Origin of the sequence: Streptomyces sp. NPDC097617 (assembly GCF_044761485.1) — a bacterium.
Lineage (GTDB): Bacteria > Actinomycetota > Actinomycetes > Streptomycetales > Streptomycetaceae > Streptomyces.
On record NZ_JBIWCL010000014.1, the window covers coordinates 148,210 to 168,654 of the forward strand.

At 64.0% G+C, this 20,445-nt stretch carries 24 protein-coding genes; 10 read left to right on the forward strand and 14 right to left on the reverse strand.

Translation table 11 applies throughout. From position 1 onward, the window contains the following. The first annotated feature begins 118 nt into the window (after nucleotides 1-118). Both ACIQZO_RS22830 and ACIQZO_RS22835 read left to right on the forward strand, forming a co-directional pair. Nucleotides 119-763, forward strand: a complete 645-nt coding sequence (locus ACIQZO_RS22830) for a histone-like nucleoid-structuring protein Lsr2 (protein WP_403628863.1) — start codon at nucleotides 119-121, stop codon at nucleotides 761-763. Nucleotides 764-894: 131 nt separating this feature from the next. After that, nucleotides 895-1,227, forward strand: coding sequence for an Lsr2 family protein (locus tag ACIQZO_RS22835; protein WP_403628865.1), 333 nt, complete (start codon nucleotides 895-897; stop codon nucleotides 1,225-1,227). 58 nt (nucleotides 1,228-1,285) lie between these two features. Here ACIQZO_RS22835 and ACIQZO_RS22840 read toward each other — a convergent pair whose 3' ends face one another. Beyond that, complete coding sequence (locus ACIQZO_RS22840; RefSeq protein WP_403628868.1) at nucleotides 1,286-1,618, reverse strand: hypothetical protein; 333 nt, start codon at nucleotides 1,616-1,618, stop codon at nucleotides 1,286-1,288. A 1,086-nt stretch (nucleotides 1,619-2,704) separates the two neighbouring features. Between ACIQZO_RS22840 and ACIQZO_RS22845 the strand changes: the two genes are divergently transcribed. The 8 genes from ACIQZO_RS22845 to hemC all read left to right on the forward strand — a co-directional run bounded on the left by ACIQZO_RS22845 (nucleotide 2,705) and on the right by hemC (nucleotide 8,140). Beyond that, nucleotides 2,705-3,004, forward strand: a complete 300-nt coding sequence (locus ACIQZO_RS22845) for a hypothetical protein (RefSeq protein WP_403628870.1) — start codon at nucleotides 2,705-2,707, stop codon at nucleotides 3,002-3,004. Between the two features lie 130 nt (nucleotides 3,005-3,134). Then, entirely contained in the window at nucleotides 3,135-3,329 is a 195-nt protein-coding gene (locus ACIQZO_RS22850) for a hypothetical protein (protein WP_403628872.1), read from the forward strand. Nucleotides 3,330-3,426: 97 nt separating this feature from the next. Further along, the gene (locus ACIQZO_RS22855; protein WP_403628875.1) at nucleotides 3,427-4,605 is read left to right on the forward strand and encodes a helix-turn-helix domain-containing protein; all 1,179 of its coding nucleotides are present in this window, start codon (nucleotides 3,427-3,429) and stop codon (nucleotides 4,603-4,605) included. Between the two features lie 94 nt (nucleotides 4,606-4,699). Beyond that, nucleotides 4,700-4,906 carry a hypothetical protein gene (locus ACIQZO_RS22860; RefSeq protein ID WP_403628877.1) on the forward strand — a complete coding sequence of 69 codons (207 nt, stop codon included), beginning with the start codon at nucleotides 4,700-4,702 and terminating at the stop codon, nucleotides 4,904-4,906. Nucleotides 4,907-5,272: 366 nt separating this feature from the next. Then, the gene (locus ACIQZO_RS22865; protein WP_403628879.1) at nucleotides 5,273-5,422 is read left to right on the forward strand and encodes a hypothetical protein; all 150 of its coding nucleotides are present in this window, start codon (nucleotides 5,273-5,275) and stop codon (nucleotides 5,420-5,422) included. A gap of 124 nt (nucleotides 5,423-5,546) precedes the next feature. Then, nucleotides 5,547-6,608, forward strand: a complete 1,062-nt coding sequence (locus ACIQZO_RS22870; RefSeq protein ID WP_403628881.1) for a protein-L-isoaspartate(D-aspartate) O-methyltransferase — start codon at nucleotides 5,547-5,549, stop codon at nucleotides 6,606-6,608. A 90-nt stretch (nucleotides 6,609-6,698) separates the two neighbouring features. Continuing rightward, entirely contained in the window at nucleotides 6,699-7,175 is a 477-nt protein-coding gene (locus tag ACIQZO_RS22875; RefSeq protein WP_403628883.1) for an NUDIX domain-containing protein, read from the forward strand. Beyond that, nucleotides 7,172-8,140, forward strand: a complete 969-nt coding sequence (hemC, locus tag ACIQZO_RS22880) for a hydroxymethylbilane synthase (protein WP_403628886.1) — start codon at nucleotides 7,172-7,174, stop codon at nucleotides 8,138-8,140. The genes ACIQZO_RS22875 and hemC overlap by 4 nt, the downstream gene beginning before the upstream one ends. A 102-nt stretch (nucleotides 8,141-8,242) precedes the next feature. On the opposite strand, the gene ACIQZO_RS22885 is transcribed toward hemC, so the two are convergent. The 13 genes from ACIQZO_RS22885 to ACIQZO_RS22945 form a co-directional block, all read right to left on the reverse strand. Further along, nucleotides 8,243-8,470, reverse strand: a complete 228-nt coding sequence (locus tag ACIQZO_RS22885) for a hypothetical protein (protein WP_403628888.1) — start codon at nucleotides 8,468-8,470, stop codon at nucleotides 8,243-8,245. A gap of 8 nt (nucleotides 8,471-8,478) precedes the next feature. After that, nucleotides 8,479-9,288, reverse strand: coding sequence for an N-acetylmuramoyl-L-alanine amidase (locus ACIQZO_RS22890; protein ID WP_403628890.1), 810 nt, complete (start codon nucleotides 9,286-9,288; stop codon nucleotides 8,479-8,481). Nucleotides 9,289-9,299: 11 nt separating this feature from the next. Beyond that, nucleotides 9,300-9,629: a hypothetical protein gene (locus ACIQZO_RS22895; RefSeq protein WP_403628893.1), complete on the reverse strand. Its 330-nt coding sequence runs from the start codon at nucleotides 9,627-9,629 to the stop codon at nucleotides 9,300-9,302. A gap of 18 nt (nucleotides 9,630-9,647) precedes the next feature. Further along, a complete protein-coding gene (locus ACIQZO_RS22900; RefSeq protein ID WP_403628896.1) occupies nucleotides 9,648-10,196 on the reverse strand; it encodes a hypothetical protein in 549 nt (182 codons plus the stop codon). Between the two features lie 61 nt (nucleotides 10,197-10,257). After that, nucleotides 10,258-13,623, reverse strand: a complete 3,366-nt coding sequence (locus ACIQZO_RS22905; protein WP_403628898.1) for a LamG-like jellyroll fold domain-containing protein — start codon at nucleotides 13,621-13,623, stop codon at nucleotides 10,258-10,260. Between the two features lie 2 nt (nucleotides 13,624-13,625). Beyond that, nucleotides 13,626-16,808 (reverse strand): phage tail tape measure protein, encoded by a 3,183-nt coding sequence (locus ACIQZO_RS22910; RefSeq protein ID WP_403628901.1) that lies wholly within the window; start codon nucleotides 16,806-16,808, stop codon nucleotides 13,626-13,628. A gap of 130 nt (nucleotides 16,809-16,938) precedes the next feature. Continuing rightward, complete coding sequence (locus ACIQZO_RS22915; protein WP_403628904.1) at nucleotides 16,939-17,280, reverse strand: hypothetical protein; 342 nt, start codon at nucleotides 17,278-17,280, stop codon at nucleotides 16,939-16,941. Continuing rightward, nucleotides 17,277-17,741, reverse strand: coding sequence for a hypothetical protein (locus tag ACIQZO_RS22920; protein ID WP_403628907.1), 465 nt, complete (start codon nucleotides 17,739-17,741; stop codon nucleotides 17,277-17,279). The genes ACIQZO_RS22915 and ACIQZO_RS22920 overlap by 4 nt, the downstream gene beginning before the upstream one ends. A gap of 60 nt (nucleotides 17,742-17,801) precedes the next feature. Then, nucleotides 17,802-18,767 carry a phage tail tube protein gene (locus ACIQZO_RS22925; protein WP_403628910.1) on the reverse strand — a complete coding sequence of 322 codons (966 nt, stop codon included), beginning with the start codon at nucleotides 18,765-18,767 and terminating at the stop codon, nucleotides 17,802-17,804. Continuing rightward, nucleotides 18,767-18,931, reverse strand: coding sequence for a hypothetical protein (locus ACIQZO_RS22930; protein ID WP_403628913.1), 165 nt, complete (start codon nucleotides 18,929-18,931; stop codon nucleotides 18,767-18,769). Before ACIQZO_RS22930 ends, ACIQZO_RS22925 begins: the two co-directional genes overlap by 1 nt. Next, on the reverse strand, nucleotides 18,931-19,353 hold the full coding sequence (locus ACIQZO_RS22935; protein ID WP_403628916.1) for a hypothetical protein: 423 nt from the start codon (nucleotides 19,351-19,353) through the stop codon (nucleotides 18,931-18,933). Before ACIQZO_RS22935 ends, ACIQZO_RS22930 begins: the two co-directional genes overlap by 1 nt. After that, nucleotides 19,350-20,183, reverse strand: coding sequence for a hypothetical protein (locus ACIQZO_RS22940; RefSeq protein WP_403628919.1), 834 nt, complete (start codon nucleotides 20,181-20,183; stop codon nucleotides 19,350-19,352). The genes ACIQZO_RS22935 and ACIQZO_RS22940 overlap by 4 nt, the downstream gene beginning before the upstream one ends. Before the next feature lie 9 nt (nucleotides 20,184-20,192). After that, the gene (locus tag ACIQZO_RS22945; protein WP_403628922.1) at nucleotides 20,193-20,408 is read right to left on the reverse strand and encodes a hypothetical protein; all 216 of its coding nucleotides are present in this window, start codon (nucleotides 20,406-20,408) and stop codon (nucleotides 20,193-20,195) included. Between the last annotated feature and the right edge of the window lie 37 nt (nucleotides 20,409-20,445).

Here is a 20,445-nt window from a genome sequence, read left to right on the forward strand (position 1 = left end):
CCCCGGATGGGGCGCCTCTTTTTGTACCCAATCTCAAGCTATAACTTGAAAGCGATCCGCTCCCAGTGCTAGGTTCCCAATGTCAGCGAGAAACGGCCTTCGGGCCGGAAGGGGAACCATGCACAGAACTGATAGGGCCGCTGCCGCCGTAGTCGCCGGAATCGCGGCGGGCGCCTTCACGCTCTCCTATGAGGCCCTCAGGGGCGTTTACCTGGGCAGCGATGGAGCCCGCAGCCTGAGCCCCATATACCCGCTCATCGTGGAGGGTTTCGTCACGGTGGCCGTGTGGGTCGCCTACCGACTTCGGGACTTCGGGTGGAAGGCCACGGCCTACCCGTGGACCCTGGCCGGAGTGTTCTTCGCCTACAGCCTTTGGTCCAACTCTTTGCCGGACACGGTCCCGGGCCCCGTAATCCGCGGTGTGCCCTCCCTCGCCGTCCCGTTGGCGGTCCACCTGTTCACGCACCTTTTGAAGAAGCGCGAGCGCGTGCCGGCCGAGGTGGTCGAGCTGGTCGCCGAAGACGACGAAGAGACGCTGTCTGATGAGCCCTGGGCGTTCTGGGAACTCCCGCCCGTCCAGTCTCCGACCTACGCCGCCCAGGGGGCGAAAGCCCGGTCCATCACGGCGGCCACGGACTCCAGCTCACTCGTACGTTCCTGGGCGCGACAGAACGGCCACGCGGTGAAAGACACGGGGCGTATCCCGGACGCCGTCCTGAAGGCGTACGCGAAGGCGCACGGCGGGAAGCTGGTCACCCCGTGAAGCTCGGTTGGTGCATGACGGGTCACCATGACAGTTGCCCCGCCCTCACCCCGAACAGAATCGCTTGTGACTGCCGCTGCCACGCTGGTAAGAAGTCTGAAGTAATCGAACTTGACTCGAAGGAAAACACCATGGCCCAGAAGGTCGAAGTAACGCTCATTGATGACCTGGACGGTTCCGAGGCCACTCAGACCGTCCTGTTCGCCCTCGACGGAAAGACGTACGAGATCGACCTGAGCGATCCGAACGCCGAGAAGCTGCGTGGAGGCCTGGCCCCGTACCTCGGGGCGGCCCGCAAGATGTCTGGGGGCCGCACTACGGCGCGCCGCATGGGGTTGGGCAAGCCTGCCGACGACACGGCCGCTATCCGGGCGTGGGCGAAGGAGAGGGGCTACGACGTGAACGACCGTGGCCGTGTCCCCGCGAACATCAAGGCCGCGTACACGGACGCTCACGCCGCCTAGCCAGACCCCCAGTCAGACCCCAGGCCCCCGCTTCGGCGGGGGCCTTCGTGTTTCCCCGTCAGCCGTTCTGTCGGCCGTCCGGCCAGGCAATGCCGTCAAGCTCCGCGTCCAGCTCCGCCACGTCGTCTCGGTCGAGCAACCGGGCCGCCTTCTCGTTCTCCGTCAATTCGTCGCGTACGGCCTCCTGGATGTCCTCGACGGACACGCCGAGGGCGACCGCCAGCTTGCGTGTGTCGACTACGCCGACGCCGCTTGTACGGATCAGCGCTGCGGTGAGCCGGAGCGTGCTCCGGGCCTCCTCGTCGCCGTCCACATCCCAACCCGCCGTGCGCGCCTGCCCTAACAGCCAATGCGTGAACGGGGTGTCTCGAATCTTGTAATCGCGGTCCATGCCGACAGGCTAGGGCCGCTCTGCCGGCCGCATGGTGGCACTCGCGAGAACACGCCACGGACGGGGCTCGTACCGCCCCGCCGAGCCGCCTCGAAGGCGCCAACCCGCGCGCCCCGAACCTGACATTGGGAAGCTGTGTAAACGGGTGGCCTTGATCACTCCAAGTCTAGGTTGCGCATCTAGTTTCAATACTAGTAACGTCGCGTCCCTCGGCTTCGGCCGGGAGTCGCAGCTAGACGGCCTCGCGGGTGGCACCGGGGGGAGACGACATGCCAAGGGAGAGCGCCCCCGGAAAGCGCTCCTGCGGCCCCAGGTTGACGCCCTGGGGAGTCCAGACCAGTTGGGAGTAAGAGAACGGCTCTCCCTCACCAAAAGCCGACTCCGGATTCAGCCCCCGGAAGGTAGAGAAACCCGAGAGGGAACGGCATACCGAGTAGACAGGCATGTCGGGTGAAGGTGGACCCGGACCGGCGCCCCCGCAGAGGGGGCGAGTAAGCGACGCTCTGACCTTCTACGCATCCCGGTCCCACGGCGCGGCTAATTCCCGCAATGCCGGTCCTGAAGCGAGAGCCCCGACGGGCGTACCGAGTACGCAAGTCATCTCCTAGGTCCCCTCTTGAAGTGAGCAACCTCCAGCAATGGGGGGCCTATTGCTTACTTCAAGGGGGGGGTCCAACCCTCCCACCCGCTCAGGGCACCCGAGGCATGAGGTAAGGCAAAGGCGAAAGACAACAGCAACAACCGGGCGCAGGAGCGGTTAGACAGGGATTCCAAATACTAGTAACGTCTCCCTTGTCAGCGAGAGAACAGCGAAAGGGCGACATGATGGCAAAGGTAAAGCGGACTCCAGAAGGCTTGGCGCAGGCAATCGCAGCCCAGGGCTTCAGGATCGAGCGCCGGAAGCACGGCTGGCTCTGCTGGCCGACCGACCCACTGAAGCCCGCCGAATGGATTAGCCGCAACACCGGGAGCAAAAAGCAGCGCAACAATGAAGCCGTAGCAAAGAGGTTCGGGGCTCTGTAGCCTCGACGGGGGGCCGGGAGACCGGCCCCCTTCACCGTGTCAGCGAGAGAGAAGGTTTAAACCATGCAGGAATACCAGGCCATCGTCCGCGTGCGCCATGAAGGCCTCGACCTGGCCGTGACGGATGAAGCGCTCGACACGGTCACCGGCGCGCTGGTCGGCTATGGCGCCACGGCCCAACTCTGGCCCGGCGTGAGTGAGTGGACCATGACCGTTCGAGTGCCGACCCTGTGGGACGTGGCGGCCCATGCCGGCCGAGCCGTCCGGACTGCCTACTTCGAGGCCGGTCACGGGGTTCAAGTCGTGCGAGTGGACGCGTGGAACGTGAGCGAATGGGAGCAAGCCAAGGGGCTGAGCGAGTAGGGCAGGGGCCGGGAGACCGGCCCTTTCGCTTTCCCGGAACCTAGTATTTGGAATCTCGTTTAAACGCTGCTACTGTCTTCCTTGTCAGCGAGAAACGGTCCCGACTTCGGGGCCGGGTGAAGGGGGAGAGATGAACGGCATCGACTACACGGCCGCCCGCGAAATCGGCTACACCCACGGGAGCACCGCCGCTTACGTAGCCCGCCTAATGCTCGAAGGCGGCGAATCGCAAGCTCGCGAATGGGCCGAGCAGGCCCCCGGCGCCTACTCGCGCCGAGGGCGTCACGAACTGGTGGAATTGGTAAGCGCGAAGCTCGCCGCCTAGCCGCTCGGCCGGACACGCCAAAGGGGCGCCCCACGGGGCGCCCCTTCTCCGTCTCAGGCCGTACCACGCGCCTTACGTCCGGGCGTACCCTGCGAACATGAGCACTGTCGGGGATCGGGTGAGGGAACTCCGGAAACGGGCCGACCTCACGCAACGTGAGCTAGCTAAGGCATCCGGAGTGTCGTTCCGGACCATCGAGAACCTAGAGCAGGAGAGGGGCGGCACGCCCCGCCTTGAGACGCTGCGCAAACTGGCGGCCCCCCTGCGGTCAACTACCAGTGAGCTACAGGGCGACCACTCCGAGGCCGGCAACCCAGACCGCGGAACCGTGGACCGCTGGAAGGGCGTACGCGGGGCCATCCTCGGCCCGCCGCCCGCCCTAGGCGCCGAGGAATCGCCGCCAACCCTGGGGGGCGTCAAGGCCCTTATCAGGGACACGGAACCTCTCTTCTCCGGGGACAAGTTCGCGGACCTGGCCGTGATGCTCCCTCCGCTCCTCCGTGAAGCCGAGCTGCTGGGCACAGAGGGCCGGAGGGTGCGCGTGCGGCTCTTGCAGCTGTCCGGGTGGCTCATGGTCCAGACACGGCAATTCGAGGCCGCTGAAGTGGCCCTGGCGCGGGCACTGGACGACTCGGCCGACAAGCTGGAAGGCGCGGCCACGGTCAATACACAATGCTGGCTCCTGCTGCGGCAGGGACGCTTGTCCGCCGCCCGTGACCTTGCCGTGAAGTGGTCGGATGCACTGGAACCCCGCCTGTCTCGGGCGACCCCCGATGAGCTGTCGGCCTGGGGCTGGGCCCTGCTGCGGGTGTCCGCCGCTAGCGTCCGGGATGAGCGGCCCGGCGACGCCGAGGACGCCCTTCGGATGGCTCATGCGGCGGCCGTTGCACTCGGCAGGGAGCATGCGCCCGGAGGGGACTTCCTGAGGACCTTCGGACCTACCACGGTGGCCATAAAGCGGGCCGAGAACGCATCAGTACAGGCCAAGCCAGACAAGGTGTTGGAACTCGCCCGCGATGTACCGGGCGGGGGCATCCGCCCCACGTCGAACAACTGGAACCGTCACCTGCTGGACGTAGCGCACGCTCACGTTGAGCTACGGAACCTCTCCGGCGCTGTCGAGAAGCTGACTGAGATTCGCCAGAACAGCCCGGAATGGCTGCCCAACCAGAGGTTCGCCCGCGACATCATGGGCACCGTGGTCCGTCGACGCAGACGGCTTACACCGGAGATCCGCGCTCTCGCCGATGCGGTGCATCTACCAGCAGATATGTGACTTGGCATCAGGCAGCCCCCAAACACCCAATTGTTTGGGGGCTGTTCACGTCCCAAGGTCGTCACCAGGACGACGCGACGAGGGACGGTGACCGATGGCCCCGCGAGAGGCTCAACAGGGCATTGCGCTTGACGACACGTACGACTACGTGACGTACACCGGGGACCGTCCCGAGTGCGCCTCCTGCGGCGGCTCACTCCCGAACAACGAGCTGGCCCTTCGCGGGATGATCGCGCCGAAGGAGGGCCCGCCGACGGTCGGGTACTGGCACACCCGATGCAAGCGGCCGGAGCGGCCGTAATGGTCACCTCCGAGGACATCGGCCGTCGGGTCGAAGACGAGTTCGGACGCGTCGGCATCCTCAGGGACTTGGATCCCGCCTGGGAAAACCCCTCCGACCCCCCGAATCATCGCCGGAGAGTTCCCACGGCTTTCCTGTCGCCCGAGCGTGGCGGGCGTGAGTGGCACGCCGACCCCGACAAGGTGAGTCGAGCGTGAGCAACTGGAATCGTGAGCCGATGGGCTTATCCGGGTGGTTCGCGCTCCTCGCGTGGGTTGCTGCCGTCGCCGCCATCGTCGCCAAGGTCAGGGCGGCCTAACAGACTCCCGCCCCCGCCAGGGCGGGCAAGCAAACACCCCCACACCCATCTAGCGAAGGAGAACAGCCATGAGCGGCGGACAGCACGGCGGAGGCACCGGCTCGGGCCAGGGCGGGAGCCAGCAGGACGACAGCAGCAGCGGCGCCGGGCACGGCGGCGGCGGCTCCGACGAGGGCGGCAACACCTCGGACGGCTCCGGCCCCGCGACGGGCGAGTAGGCGCCAGGTGACCGAACGCACAGAAGAGGCGGGCCCCCAGGGGCTCGCCTCCGCGCTCGTTACTGCGGGCGCTCTGCACTCTGATTGGCTGCCGACGTACAGGGCAGTCCCCAGGGACCTGTTCGTGCCCGATCGCATTTGGCCCGGCATCGCGGACGGCACCCGGCAGAACCCTTTGGTGGACCGCACCGCGGATCCTGAAGCGTGGTTCCGAGCGGTGTTCTCCGACATCCCCCTGACGACACAGTGGGACGACGGCGACCACTTCGATGACGGCCTCGGCGCGACCCCGAGTAGCTCCAGTTCCCAACCCCGCATGGTGTTCTCGATGTTGGCCGATCTCGACGTGAGGGACGGCCATCGGGTTCTTGAGATCGGTACGGGTACAGGGTGGAACGCGGGTCTCCTCTCACATCGGCTCGGGTCCGGAAACGTTGCCACCATCGAATACGACCCCGACGTGGCACATGGTGCGGCCGAGAACCTGCGGGGCGCGGGCCTGTCTCCCCTGGTGATCGCGGGAGACGGCCGGCTGGGCTACGTGGGTGGGGCGTCCTATGACCGTGTCATCGCGACGTGCTCAATCGGGGAGGTTCCCCCCGCGTGGATCGAGCAGACCGTTGCGGGCGGGGTCATCGTTGCCCCCTGGGGAACGGGGTACGGGGGCGAAGCCATTGCCCGGCTGATCGTGAACGGTGATGGCACGGCCAGCGGTCACTTCACCCGCTCCAGCGCCTTCATGCGTCTGCGACAGCAGAGGACGGAACGGCCCCCGTTCGATGCGTACATGAAGGGCCGGGCCTGGCCGGCCGACGGAATCGAGAGCACGACCACACTCTCACCGCGCCAGATCGGCGGGTGGCTCGAACAGTTCGTGATCGGCCTGCACGTACCAGGGGCATTCTGGCGTGCCGAGCGGTACGACAACGGCTCATACACGCTGTGGACTTACAGCACCGACACGCAGTCGTGGGCATCGGCCGACTACGAACCCGATCGGCACGAATACGCGGTGGTCCAGTCAGGCCCCCGACAGTTGTGGGACGAGACTGAAGCCGCCTACCGGTGGTGGGAACAGCAGGGGCGCCCTGGATTCGATCGCTTCGGCCTCACCGCAGACAGCAGCGGCGCAAGGGCCTGGCTCGACTCACCGAACAACCCCGTGCCGATCTACCACCCGGCGTAGCGCGAGCGTGCCCAGCAACCCCCGCCCTGGGAAATCTCTTGGCCGAGTGCCCCCAGGGCGGGCCCCATCCGAGCTGCAAGGAGTCAACCAATGCCCATCGCTGCGGTTCCCAGCCTCGCACCCGGGCACCCAATGACGGCTGGCGTACTGATCACCGATCCCACCGACCGCCTTCTGATCGTCCACTCCGCAAGTGGCGGGCCGTGGCATCTCCCCGGCGGGATCGTTGAACAGGGCGAATCCCCCCTCGACGCCGCCCGCAGGGAGGCCCGCGAAGAACTCGGCATCGCCATAGACATCCGCGAATACGATCTGTTCGCCGTTGAGTGGCTACAGGCCACCCGTCCAGGCCGCCGCGACCGTGTCGTCTTCCTGTTCGCCGGCCCAGTCCTCGACGCCGACAGCCCCTTTTCGTTGCAGCCTGACGAACTGGACATGTGGCGTTGGGCTGCACGCGGCGAACTCGACGGCCTCTTACATCCAACAGTCGCACGGCGCATCGTAGGGCCGCTCCAAACCCCCGGTGCCGCGACATACCTCGAAACCAGAACGCAGAGGACGCTATGACTGACTTCCCCGCCCGGACCCTGAGCATCGGGACGCGCAGCTCCCCGATGGCCCTTGCGCAAGTGGATTTTGTCTCCGACCTGCTCCGCAAGATCGAGCCGGAGCTGAACATCGAAGTCGTGCCCGTCACGACCGAGGCCGACCTTTGGCAAGGTGACTTGGCCCAACTCGGCGGGAAGGGCCTGTTCGTCCGCGAGATCGACACCATGTTGCAGCGCGGACAGGTCGACATGGCCGTTCACTGCATCAAGGACGTGCCCGGCGACGTACCCATGCCCAGGGGCCTGATCTTCGCCGCGTACCTTCCCCGTGACGACGTCCGCGACGTCCTACTGTTCCCCGAGGGTTCCGACATGCAGACCCTTGACGATCTACCCGCAGGCGCGTCTGTCGCCACCTCGGCCGTGCGCCGCAAGGCGCAGATCGGCCGCGTTCGCCCGGACCTCAATGTCGTGCGGGTTCGCGGCCTGGTCGGTACCCGCGTCGACAAGCTCGACGGTAAGAAGCCGATGGACCACAAGCTTGACGCGATGATTCTCGCCATGTCCGGACTCGAACGACTCGGCATCGTGGACCGCGCGCGCCAGGTCTTCACGGTGGACGAGATGCTTCCCGCTGTCGGCGCGGGCGCCCTCGGCCTCGAATGCCGCAAGGATGACGACGCCGTTGCCTACCTGCTCCAGCAGCTCAACCACGAAAAGACGATGACTGAGATCACGGCTGAGCGCGTGATGCTGCATGGCCTGCGGGGCCACTGCAACAGTCCGATCGCCGGATACTGCGTCACCGAACCCGACGGACAACTCAGCCTCAGGGGAATGGTGTTCTCTCGGGACGGCTCCAAGTTCGTCAACGCCCACGACTGGGGTGAGAGCAGGAACGACCCCGCCGTGTTGGGTAGCCGTGTCTGCGCCGAGCTGCTGCGCCAGGGCGCCCGCGACATCATTGAGGGCATCCCCCACTAGCGCGCCGCGATTCCCTGGGGCAACCCGCGGTGGCGTGTAAACGCGCCGCTGAACGACGAAAGCCCCCCGCGCCCAGAGGGCGCGGGGGTTCGTTGTGTGGTGCTACTGGTCAGCGAGGTTGCGGTGAAGCGGCGACGGGGTCAGGAGTGCGTCACGGGTCTTCGCGTCCTCGACGCGCTGAACGACCTCACCGCCAACCAGGCCGAGGACGGCCGCCACCACGGCCAGGAGCTGAGGTTGCGGTACCTCGATGCCGTACGCGGCGACCAGGCCGAGGACGGCGACGGCCAGGGCGTAGACGCGGGCCGGCTGAGACTTGAGGGACTTCATGGTGATCCTTACTTGCCGTAGGCGAGGGTGAGCAGGTAGGCGTAGCCCTTCGGGCCGATCGCCACATCCCAGGTCGAGCCCTGGGCGCCGAATCGCGGAAACTTCCGGTGAAACAGGCCGACGCTCTCCTGAGTCTTCGGGCCGTAGTTGTCGGACTCGGCGACGCTCTTGTTCATGAACCCGGCCGCCTTCAGGGCGCGCTGAAGCGGCTTCGCCGAGGGAGTCGAGCTGTTCGGCTTCAGGCCCTGCGGGAAGGCCGGACGGGGGTTCGGCTGCACCGGGTCCGGGGCCTTGCCCATGAGCGCGTTTACACGCGACAGGAAGTAGTCCCACGGGAAGTTCGGGCCAGGGTCGGAGTGGTCGGTCTGGCCGTACGCGGCGGACACGTCGCGGTGACCGACGATGCCCTTCTTACCCGCCTTCAGCTCATCCGTGGTGAGCTTGACCGCCGGAATGCCGTGCTTCTGGCACCAGCCGGCCACGACCTGAGCGGCCTGTTCGAGGACGCCCTTCGAGTACTGGTCGAGCCACTCGGCGCGGGTCTGCCGCGCGTACCCGGCCAGCTCGATGCCGAGGCCGTCGCTATTGGCGCCGGGCGCGTGCCATGCGCGGTCGCCGTCGGCGACGCATCGCACTGCACTGTTGTTGTCCACGCAAACGTGTGCGCTCGCCTTACTCGACGCGTCCATGGTCGAGAACCAGTGAGCGACGTTCTCGGCGGTGTTCGGGCCCTCGGGGGCCTCCATGTCGTGAATGACGACCACACGGATGGGGACGGTACGGCCGGGGCCGAACCACTTTGCCTGAACGAATTCCATTGCGGGTGTCCTTACTCCGCCACCGGGGCGGTTCGAATGAGAGAAACAAGTTCCTGATGCTGGGCCGTGACGATGGCCTTCAGGTCTGCGATAGCGGCCTGTCCAGTGACAAGCTCGGAAAGGTGCCGGTTCTCGGCTTCCAGACGCGCGACACGGCCGCTAAGTTCTTCGAGTTGCGCTTCGAGCCGATCGGCTCGGGCCTTCTGGGCTTCGGCTTCGCCCTTCCAAATCTCGGCCGTTGCGTTGTCGACCGAGGAGCGGACTCGCACGTATGCGGCGCCGAGGGCGCCGACTGCTGCAAGAGCGCCGAAGACCCATCCGGCAATGCCGACGAGGTCCACGGATGTTTCCTTACGTGATCAGTTGCCAAGCCAGCGGAATTCCATCCCCGTAACGCGCTGGCCAGGGTCGAGCGTCAATGACACTCCACTGTTCTGGGTGGCGAATAGCTCGAAATACTCGCCTGACATGCAATTGAGTTCGAAGGTACGAGTGACGAATGTCTGGGAGCCGTTCACGGCAGCAAGAGCAATTGTGCTCATGGTGCTACCTCCGGACGGATTCCCGTTCGAGTTTTTCCGAAAGTTCAGCTGTCGATAGCCAGTGGCGTTCGAGGGGAACCGCCCATAGAAAGTTACGAGGTACTGGCCCGACGTGTTGATAGTGATTCGGCTGGTGTCCGTGGCGGTCGAGTGCATCGCATCGGTATCCCAGCTTTCGGAATCGAAAGTGATCAGTGTCGAAGTGCCGTTTGCGCAAGGGATACCGGTTGCGGCAAAGACACCGCATCGCGGGGGGTTCATGAGGAAGTCGAGCGGGGTCTTCGTCGCGGCCGTCAGCTTTGACGCCGTGACCTTCTCGCCCGCAAGAAAGCTTTGAGTAGCGGGAACCGCACCCATACCGGCCATCTCTCCAAAGGGGTAGGCACACCAAAAGGGCGCCCCGCTGGGGCGCCCTCAGGTGTCGTCGTTAGTAGGCCAGTACCGAGGTTCGGTCGAGTCGGCCCAGCGTGGCGTCTTCGAGAACCCAGACATCCGAGTTCTCGGCCGGAGATAGGGAAAGCGTCGTGACCCAATCCAGCGTTCCGCCGTCCACGGAAACATCGGTTGCCACAGCCTCGACGTAGTAGTCGAGACTGGAATCCGGGGCCTGCGAAGGCAGATCAGACAGCGTGATCCGATCGCCGATCTCGACACCCAGGACCGGAAGGAACAGGCCCGGCGCGGCCGTCGCCTTAAGCGTCACCGAGTCGCACCGCACCACGGGCGCCGAGTAGTGGCCCAAGAGGGTGTAAGCCGCGTCCTGGACAGCGCTGTCCTTCGTCACCCGCAGCTCGATACTCTTGGACTTGCGCCCGTACGCGTCGATCGAGGCCTGATCCTTCAGGACACCTTCGATGCCGTTGGTCCGCTTGTACGTGACCTCATTAATGATGCGGTCTTCGTCCATCTCGAACTGCAAGCCAGGCTCATACGGGAGTCCGAGGCTGTCACTCAACACGTACCGCACAACGGCACCTTGGCGCCTATCGCGGCTGTGGTAGGTGAGCCGACCATCACCATCCATGAAGATGTACCCAGAAGCGTCCTCCGCGGCTCTCTGAAGCTCTTCGAGCGCGCTTGCGCCCGTAGACCAGTCGGGCCCCTGAAGAGAACTCTTGGCCGCGTCATAGGACGTGTCGCCCTGATAGTTCGCCATGGTGGCGATTCGATCGATGCGGGCCTTCTCGTCCTCGACGAAGACGGCACCGTTATAGTCGCCGATCTTCCAGAACGCGGAAACCTCACTTGTCGACAACTGCCTGTTCCACAGCGCCAGATGCCCGTAACGGCCGTTCGCATACTCCGCATAGATGCTGCCGGACTGGGCGCCCGCGAGGGACGCCCAACGCATGTCGCGCACACCGGCATCCATGACTGATCCGAGAGTGCTCTTTATATCGAGCGCACCGTTAAGCCAGATCGACGTATAGCCGTCCTTCACGGTGACGACGACGAACGTCGGGCCCGAGGACGACACAGAGGCGTTCGACGTGGCAGAGGAGACGCCTTCCGCGAAGCGCATGCTCGCAACGACCTTGCCGGACGAATTCAGTTGGACCTTCAACCCGTCAGAACTGTTATCCGCCCATGACCGAAACATCGTCGTCATGAGTCCTGACGACGGGTAGACCGGATGGCACCAGAAGGCGACCGACAGTTCGTCGCCGAGAGGATAGATCCTCGACCCGCTGTCGCAGATATCAACGACCGTGCCCTGATCGCTGGCCACGTTCGCCAGGCTGTAGCACGTCGTTGAATCCCTCCGAACCAGGGAATCAGCGCCAAGCAGCGGAGTGCCCGCGCCATACTTCGACGCAACCAGCTTCGCAGGTTGGAGGTCATTGGCCAGATTCTCCAGCCTGGTCGAACCAACGGGATCGCCCAGGGTCCAATACCCGAGAGGGTTCGTGGTGAGAATCTGAGACTGCATCGCGGCCCGGATATCGGTATTCGACAACACGGAGAATCCGTCAACGGCCGAAACTTCCACAGAGGCGGTAAGACCCTCGGAGATAACCGGCCATTTCTCTATGTACCCGTGGAAGATCGAGCCTCCGGGGTTCCACTCCGCCAGAGTGTTGCCCGCTTCGATCTGAATCTCATCGAGATAGAACGCGGCACCGGAGTCGCCGCCCTGCGACCCCACCGAGAGGCCAGCCCACACGGCTGTAGCGGGTGCTACAGCCGTAAGGGGCGGGAGGGCTTCCCAGGCGCCCGCAAGACTGTCGTCCACCGCAGGGCCCGAAGCCGACGCGCTCGTTGCGCCAGTCCAGCGCCACCCGCTCGAAGAGCCATCCCTGTAGTCGGGCACCACATCGCCGATGACCGCGTGACAGGCGTCCGCGTACCACTTCGTTCCGTTGGCCCCGACGAAGGACACACCAACCCGGTCGATGGCCTGGCCGGCGGCGGCGGTGTAGGAACCAGTAAGACGAACCCAGGTATTCGGCGCGGGGAGCGCGCTGATGGGGTTGACCTTCAGCGTTGTGGTGCCACTTCGCCAAGCGATCTGACCCCCGGTGATTCCCGAAGCGGGAATCTTCACCCACACGCCGAACGACACCGTCTGTCCCGGCGCGGCAGGCTCGATGCTCCAAGTCGTGCCGGCCGACCCGCCGTCGGTGATGTGCGTGTGCTCGACGCACGCCCCACCCGCGAAGAAGTCCGAAGTGACCCGCAAGCGGGCCAGGTTGGATGCTGAGCCGTAGAGCTGCGTGTCACCTAGGCCGGCCTCCAACCCGGGGTTGAGAGTCAGGTTCCCCCTGGCCCCCATCAGGGCCAGGGGCGCACTGTTGCCGCTCTGCTGGATGAACCCGCCGTCGGCGTCGTACCAGCGGAAGGTACTGATCAGATTCACGTCTCGGGAGGTGCCTGCCAGGCGGACGGACCCTGACGCCGTGTAGGTGCTGCCCGCGTTCACGCGGGCCAGGCCGACGGACGACCCGCCGGAGACGTAGCCGCAGCGAACGCCACTGGCGTAGTCCGCCGTCCCATTGGTGCCTGTCGTGACACAGACGGCACCGGCACCGCTCTTCGCCACCGGTACCCACGCGTTGGAGGTGCCGGGGCTGTGCGAGGTCGAGAAGAAGGCCGACGTACGGCTGATGTCGCCGCCCGTGCTGATGTCCTTCGGCGACAAGTTCGAGGTACGCACGCGCACCCGGCGACGGGGAACAACGTTCGGGTAGTACGGCTGTGCCTTGTACCACTCCGCCTTCTCCGCCGACGCGATGAGCGGCCCGGCTCCCTGCCCCTCGGGGTAGGTGTCCGCGTAGATGTAGAGCACGGCCGTAGCCGTGCCGGCCGGAGGCGTCTCTTCGTGCGTGTAAACGGCCGGAGAGGCGTCAGCGACGAAGCGCGTACCGGCGAGGAACCGAAGCGTCACCCCGCCCGCGTCCAACCACTTGACCGCGAAATAGCAGGACACGGGCCTACCGTTCGTGTAAACGGTCCGGGACATGACCCTTCGCTGTCCATCGTCGTCAACCGCGCCGAGGCCGATTTGAGACATGACTGTGTTGTTGTTTCGGCCCGTCAGATCGAACGTGTAAAGGCCGGAGAAAACGGTAAGGAGGTTCCTTCCCGCCTTCTGCTTGCCGGGCGTGAAACGCCCGTCCGAGTTGTCGAGCAACAGCGAAAGGGTTCCAGCCTCGATGCGGTCGAGTTCAGTGTTGCGCCCGCGTTTGACCTGGAGCCCCTTCACGTATTCGCTGATGTCCGTCCACGAATAGGACGAAGAGAAGGGGCCACCATCAAAGGCCACCTCGACGGTGACCCTGGGAATCGTCGCCACGCTTAGAAACCCGTCCTTCCCCCGTTGCGCTTTCCGCTGCGAACGATTTCGTCTCGAATGGTGGTGGCAATGGACCGGGCTAGAGCCTTCTCGGCTGTCACGTTGCCCTGAACCGTCACATGGACGGTTGGGGCGCCCTGCGGCCTTGCATTGGATATAGACCTGTTAGCGAGGCTCCCCGTGGGGGTGGGGCGGCCCACGCCGAAGTAATCCCGGGGCCAGTTGAAGCCAGGGCCCGGACCCCAGGCGCCCTTTACGGCCCCGACCCCGATGATTCGGCCCATGAAAGTGACGTACTTGCCCGAGCCGATAATCTTCATCGCCTTGTCGAGTTCGTCCTTCATGGTCTTCGCCATGGACTGAATCGCACCAGCCAGGCGACTGTTCTGGGCCTTCAAGCCCGCGACCACGCTCGAAGCCACTTCGATTCCGGCGTCGAAGTAGTTTCCGGAAACCATCTTGCCCAGGCTCTTCGACTGATTGCCTATCGCCGAGTAGGTCGAGTTCAGCTCCGTAATCTGACCCGCGCCCGCATTGAGGAGGGCCTGTGCCATGTGGCCGCCCTCTTCAGGGCCGGCCTGGGCAATCTCGCTGATGATGCCTGGCCCGAGGCCACGCTTTGCGAGGGTCTGAAGGTTCTTCCGGAAGCCGGTGATCGCCTTCAGTTTGCCCTTCAGCCGGGCGATAACGGCATTCGCCGAGTTGTCCCCGTACTGCCCGCCATCGAGAACACCCATGAAGGCGCCGAAGCCGCTCGCCTTGTCGGCGACGGACGAGGCCATGTCGGCCTTCGCCTTCTTCAGGTTTGCCAGCTTCTCGTTAGCCGCGGTGATGCGCTCCTGGATATCCTCCCGCGCCTTCGCGAGGAACAAGAGGCTCTTGTTCTGCCGCGAGATGTAGTCATGCAGAACGTCCGATGCGCCCTTGGTCATCTCCTTGGCATTGAAAGCCTTCGTGACGAGCTGATGCAGCTTCTTCGCCGTCTCCTCGACACTCTTCGAGCCGCTGGTCATGCCCTTGATGAGACCCTCGGTAATCCATTTACCGATCTCCGCCATGACGCGGGAGGGCGAGTGAATTCCCAGGGCCTTCTTAATCGGCCCGGGAATCTGATCCACGATGGCGCGTGCCGCACTCATGACCGCGCCGAGGCTTCCACGGATGCCATTGACGAGACCCTGGATGATGTTCCGACCAATGCCCGTGAGAGTGCCGGCCAGGCCCGACAGGGCGCCCGAGACCTTTCCCGGGATCTCGCGGACCGCGCTTACGACAGAAACGATTCTGCTACTGACGGCAGAGGCCAGGGCCTGAAAGCCGGAGACGAAAAAAGTCTTCACCGAATTCACCGCAGATGAAGCTGCGGAGCGAAGATTTCCCATGGCTCCGGAGAAGAATCCGACGATTCCACTCACGATGGAGCTGAAAACGGATTTGATCAAATTCCACTGGAAACGCCAAAGTCCCGTGAGGGCGTCGAGGGCCAGCTTCAGGACGACCTTCAGCGTATTCATGACGGCGCTGAAAAGTCCGGAAATCACATTCCAAACACCGGAAAAGATCTGCTTCACGCCGGTCCAGGCTCTCGACCAATTTCCGGTGAAAATGCCGATGAAGACGTTGTAAAGACCCTGGATGACAGACAGGACGCCAGAAATGACCTGCCAAATGGCGGACCAGGCACCCCGAACATATTGGAGGATTGTGGCGCCGAAAGTCTGCCAAAGGAATTGCACCACGACGACAAAGCCCTGGATCGCGACCTTGATAAAGTCGAGATACGTCATAAAGGTCTGCCAGAGCTGAACCAGAACGGGCTGCGCTTTCAGCCACAGTTCTTGGAAGACCGGCATCAGATTCGTCCGGAAGAACAAGACGAACTGCTGAAGGGAAGGCCCGACGATCGCCCAAATCCCCGCGAGCTTCGCGGTGAGCTGGTCGAGTGCCGCCCGCACCGCCCCGGTTTCGAAGCTCGTCCGGATTTTCTGGCCGACAATTTGCAGGCCCTGCACGAACGGGCTGATCGCGGTTCCGACCGCCTGAAAGGCTGAGGCGAGCCTCTGGCCGAGGCCCTCGAACGAGGTAATCGCAGAAGCGGCAGCTTTCGTGAAGCCCATTTCGAGCTTCCGTTTAAACCCGTCGACTTTCGCCGCCGCATTATTGTGCATGGTGTCGGCCATCTGCTGGGCCGCGCCCTTGACGTTGCCGAGGGACTGCACGGCCGTGGTCGTATTCAGGGCGAAGAGCGAATCTCCGAGATCCTCGGCCTTCGTTCCGAATAGCGCGACAGCAGCAGCATTGCGCTTTACCGGATCCTCGACGTTCCGCAGTTTCTCAAGCACAAGCCCGAGACCCTGTTCCGCGTCGGTGCCACCCTTGGCAATCTTCGCGGTCATCTCCTCGGCGTTAAGGCCGAGTTCCTTGTAGCCCGCCGCTGCAACAGTCGAGCCGTCAATAGCGCGGATGCTGAATTCCTTCAACGCATCGGCGACGAAATCCGCATCTCTCGCGCCGGCCCTCAGGCCCTGGGAAAGAAGACCTACGGCCTTCGGTCCGTCGAGACCGAGGCGATGCAGGGGGGCGCCATACTCGTTCAGGGTGTCAAGGAAGTCTTCGCCCTTGTCGACACCGGCTGTGAAACCCGCGGCGACCACATCGAGCGCTTCATCAGCACTCTTAGCGAGGCCGTTACGCATCAGGTTCGAGACGGCCTTAGTCGTACCGCCTATCTCCTGATCCATCACCTCAGAGATAGTCGCGACCTTGGCCGCAATAGGCTTGAAGTCAACGGAATTGACGCCCATGTTCAGGTCTTGCGAGACGCGACGAACAATCTCGCCGGTTTCGGCTGTCGACTCGCCGAAGCCACCTACGTAAAGGTCACCTGCCAGCTTTCCGGCCTGGGCCGCATCCTTGCCAGTCAGGCCCATGGAAGCGGCCAGCTTGGATCGGTTGTGGATCTCGTCCAGGCCCTTGGAGAATGCCAGAAGACCGGCCAGGGGAAGGGCGGCCAGGACGGCCGCCCCCATACCGGCCATGGCGCCCTTAAAGCGCCCCATCTTTCCGCCCATGGCGTCGAGCTGGCCGCCCGCATCCTGGGAAGCGTCGGCGAGTCCGTCAATTGCCTGTTCCGCCGAGGACGCGTTACCTGTGATGACGACGCGGAGCGTTCTCGAATCGCCCATCAGTAAGACTCCCGGCTAGCAGTATTGAATTCGTTCATGTAGTCGCAGAAGGCGCGGTACTCGGCCGCCGTCATGCTTCGGACTTCGCGGGGAGTCATTCGATAAAAACGACAGAACGCGGCTCGATCCCTTAGGCGTTCTGCTTTTCGTCGTTTCCCGGGCCATCCTGGGAACCGACCAGTTCGAGGGCGGATACGCGCACGTTGCGCGCGTCTTCCAGGGAGAAGCCAGGCTTTTCGGATCGCTGAGTGATCCAGATGAGAGCCTTCAGGGCCTTCGTGGGTATCTTGGTTTCGAGTTCGGGCCGGCCCTTCTCGTCCAGAACCTTCTTTCCGTCCGGCCCGATCACCGGTCGAGGGGAAAGAACGTCATAGATCGCGGCACCCACGACCTCTTCGAAGTCTTCGAGATCACCGATCGTCAGAACGTCGGGATCAACGCGAAGGGAAATGGTTTCGGTAGAGTTGCTCATTCGGGAAATGCCTCCGACATTAGGCGGTCGATTTTGTCCATGTACTCTTGGATGAGCTGGGGGCCCTTCTCCCGAATGGAGGGGTGAAGGAAATACCCGGGGCCGCCGTCCCAGCCATCGAATGCGTTTCCTCGCCATGGGCGGAAACCTCGGGCGACATTGCCCTTCCGGGTGAGCCTCTTTGCGCCGAACTCGGCGCCGAGGGCATACGGCTTGCGCGCGCTTCCCATTCGGACAGCCGAATAGTTTTGCGTCTTCGTAGCTCGAAGGGATTCGGCTGCGGATCGCTGTTGGCGGGTAAGCCCGGCGGCCTTCGATTTGGCCGCACGCATCAGCTTGTCGGCGACATCAAAGTTCGCCTGCTTAACTTCCTCGCGAACGCCGGACTCACCAGCACGCGCGAGAGCGCGGGTGAACTGGGCCAGGCCCTCGACATTCCCGTAAATGCCTTCAGTGGGCACAGCCCAGCCATCCCAAATAACAGATTCCAAATACTAGGTTCAGGGCAAAAAAAGGGGCCCTTACTGAAGGGCCTTGTAAGTAATGGTCACTGCGGAAGCCACCCCATCGGTCAAGGCGAGACCGGACAGGTCGTGTTCCACCACTTCGAGGCCGCCGACATTGACCGGACCCTCATCGAAGCGGGAAAGAGGCATCTGCACCTTGAACTGAGAACCGTCCGGCCCATCCCAAAGAACCGTGATGTCAGCAACCGCCCCACTCGCGATGGCCGACGCGACACGGTTGATCTGAGTGGTTCCGCTGAATTCTCCCTTCAGGCTCCATTCGTACTTGCGAAGATCGGACTCCAGCGGCTCGCTCTTCTTGCCGCCGCGAATGAAGTACCGGTCATCCTTCAGGCCGTTAGTGGCCTTCAGGGAGAAGTCGGAGATCTCGAAGGCAGACCCGCCAACGGTGACGGTGCCACCGCCGAAGCTGAAGAGCTTCGTATTGGCGACGTAGGTAGGCGTTGCCAGGGCGTACGCGCCGCTGCCTGCCCCGATCGTCTCCTTCGCGAAGTCCAGGCCGACAGAGAGCTTCAGAAGCTCGTCAACCGCGTTCGAGAGCTCCCATTCCTTGACCTTTCCACCTTCGTACGTGAAGGGGACCTTCGTGCCGGTGTTGTCGACGCGGCCAACCTGAGCCGTGAAGCTCTTACCGTTCAGGTCGCCCACGGTCGCGGTGTGCGTGATGAAACCGCCCGCAGGGGCGCCCGACACAAGGCCGCCCATCGCGTGCTTAAGCCAGAAGTCGAAGCCGCCCGAGAGGACTTCCAGCTTCACGTCACCTTCGGCTCCCTTCGCATTGGGTGCGAAGCGGTCGCTGCGAAGGACGCGGGTACCGGCGCGGATCGCTTCGGAATCGATCCTCTCGTACTTGCCTTCAATGCCTTCGTCGGTGAACTCGAAGAACTTCGCGGGAGCTACGGCCGTACCGTAAGTGCTCTCGTCCGCAACACCGAAGTAGGAATCATGAATGGTGGGCATTACTTAGCTGTCTCCTTCTTCGCCTTGACTTCCTGCCACCCCTGGCGAAGAAGCGCCTGGGCTACATCCTCGGCAACCTCGATCGGGTCGCCCTTCTCGGCGGTAACTCCCAGCGAGGGAACATCAACCGCCGAATACGGGCCGTTATATGCAACGGTCTTCACTAGAGCCTCGCCTTCACGCGAACAACCGCCTCGAACTGGCCTTCATAGACCTGATCCGACGGGAAGCTAGAGAGCTTCTTAGGGATGAAGTCCGACGTGACGACGGACTGAATGCCGAGAGTCGGCGCAGCCTTCATGCCGTCCTCGATCCCGGCGGCCATGCGCTGAAGCTCTGACTCGACCTCCTCGGCCGTCCCGGCCGAGAGTTGGCAGTTCACAATCACGCTGACCTCGAAGACCTCATCCCGGCTTCGGGTGGTCACCCACTGGGAATCGGGCCACTGAACCTCGCCCACGAAGACCCACCGACGTTCGGGGTTCCGCATCGGGTAGCCCCAGGTGACCTGGTAGCCGGCCAGGGCGGGAAGTGCCTTGATCATGTCCCGCAATGCAGCCTTCACCGCGAAGGCTTGAGTGCTCACCTCGAAGCCCCCAACACGTCATAGAAGATGCGGTACTTGTAGCGGCTGAGGGTCGCGTCGACTTCGGGGATTCCCGTCTCGTAGCCATTCCTGCCCGGGGTCGCCAACGTAAAATTTCCGCCCTCGGCCGCGACGAAGGCCGTGGCCCGGTCCGGAATGCCGGACCGCTCGGCCGTCAGGACCGAGCGAAGCCGCAGCAGACCCGCACGCTTGGCGTCCTCGGGGGCCTGGGCGAAGCCGTAGGTGAAGGTCACCTTGTACCGGTCCCGGTCTGCCAGCTCGTACGGGGCCCGCAGGGACCCCGACGGGTCCACGGTCCAACCGGTCACGTCCACGGGCCCCGAGGGGCCGTCGACGGCCTTCAGTGCGATCACGTCGAAGTGCCCCAGGAAGAGAGTCGGGGTGTCGTCCGCCTCGACCTCGACGCGTGCTGTACGCGGCACGAAACTCCGGCCGGTGATCCGCTCGAACTCGTCTTCAACTACCTCCCGGTAGTGCCGTAGTTCAGCTGTGGGGAAGCGCGCCGGGTCGGCTAGGTCCATGTCGGATCCGCGGGCTTCGGGAAGGGTGAACAGGAAGCCGCCAACCACCTCGAAACTGGTTCGGTCCGTGGCCGTGGCGCCAGCCACCCATGCCACCGTGTAAACGCCCTCGGGCAAGGCCGGAAGGCTGGCCGTCCACTCGCTCCCCGAGCTGGTCGCGTCGCCCGTGTAAACGGTCGCGCCCGTGGCGTCCCGCACGGTCACCGACACAGCAGGGACAACCATCACGGACTCGTCGTCCAGGAAGGTGTGCCGCAGAGTGACGGCCCTGCCAGTCAGAAACCGCACGATGCCGCCTTACGTCTTCCGCGGCCTACCGGGGCCGCGCTTCTCGGGGGCCGCAACGGCGGCCGTCTCGCGCGTCTCTGTGGCCTGCTCGGCCACGGCTTCCGCGCGCTTGTCATTGATCAGCGAGATAGCGAGTCCCGCAGGAAGCTCGACCTCTTCGCCGATGATGGGAAAGGGCCGGTTGTCGAGAAGTCCCGAACCAGCCTCGGTAATGCGAACCCTCATGACCTCTCCGGAGTGGGGAATAACTAAGGGGCCGCCC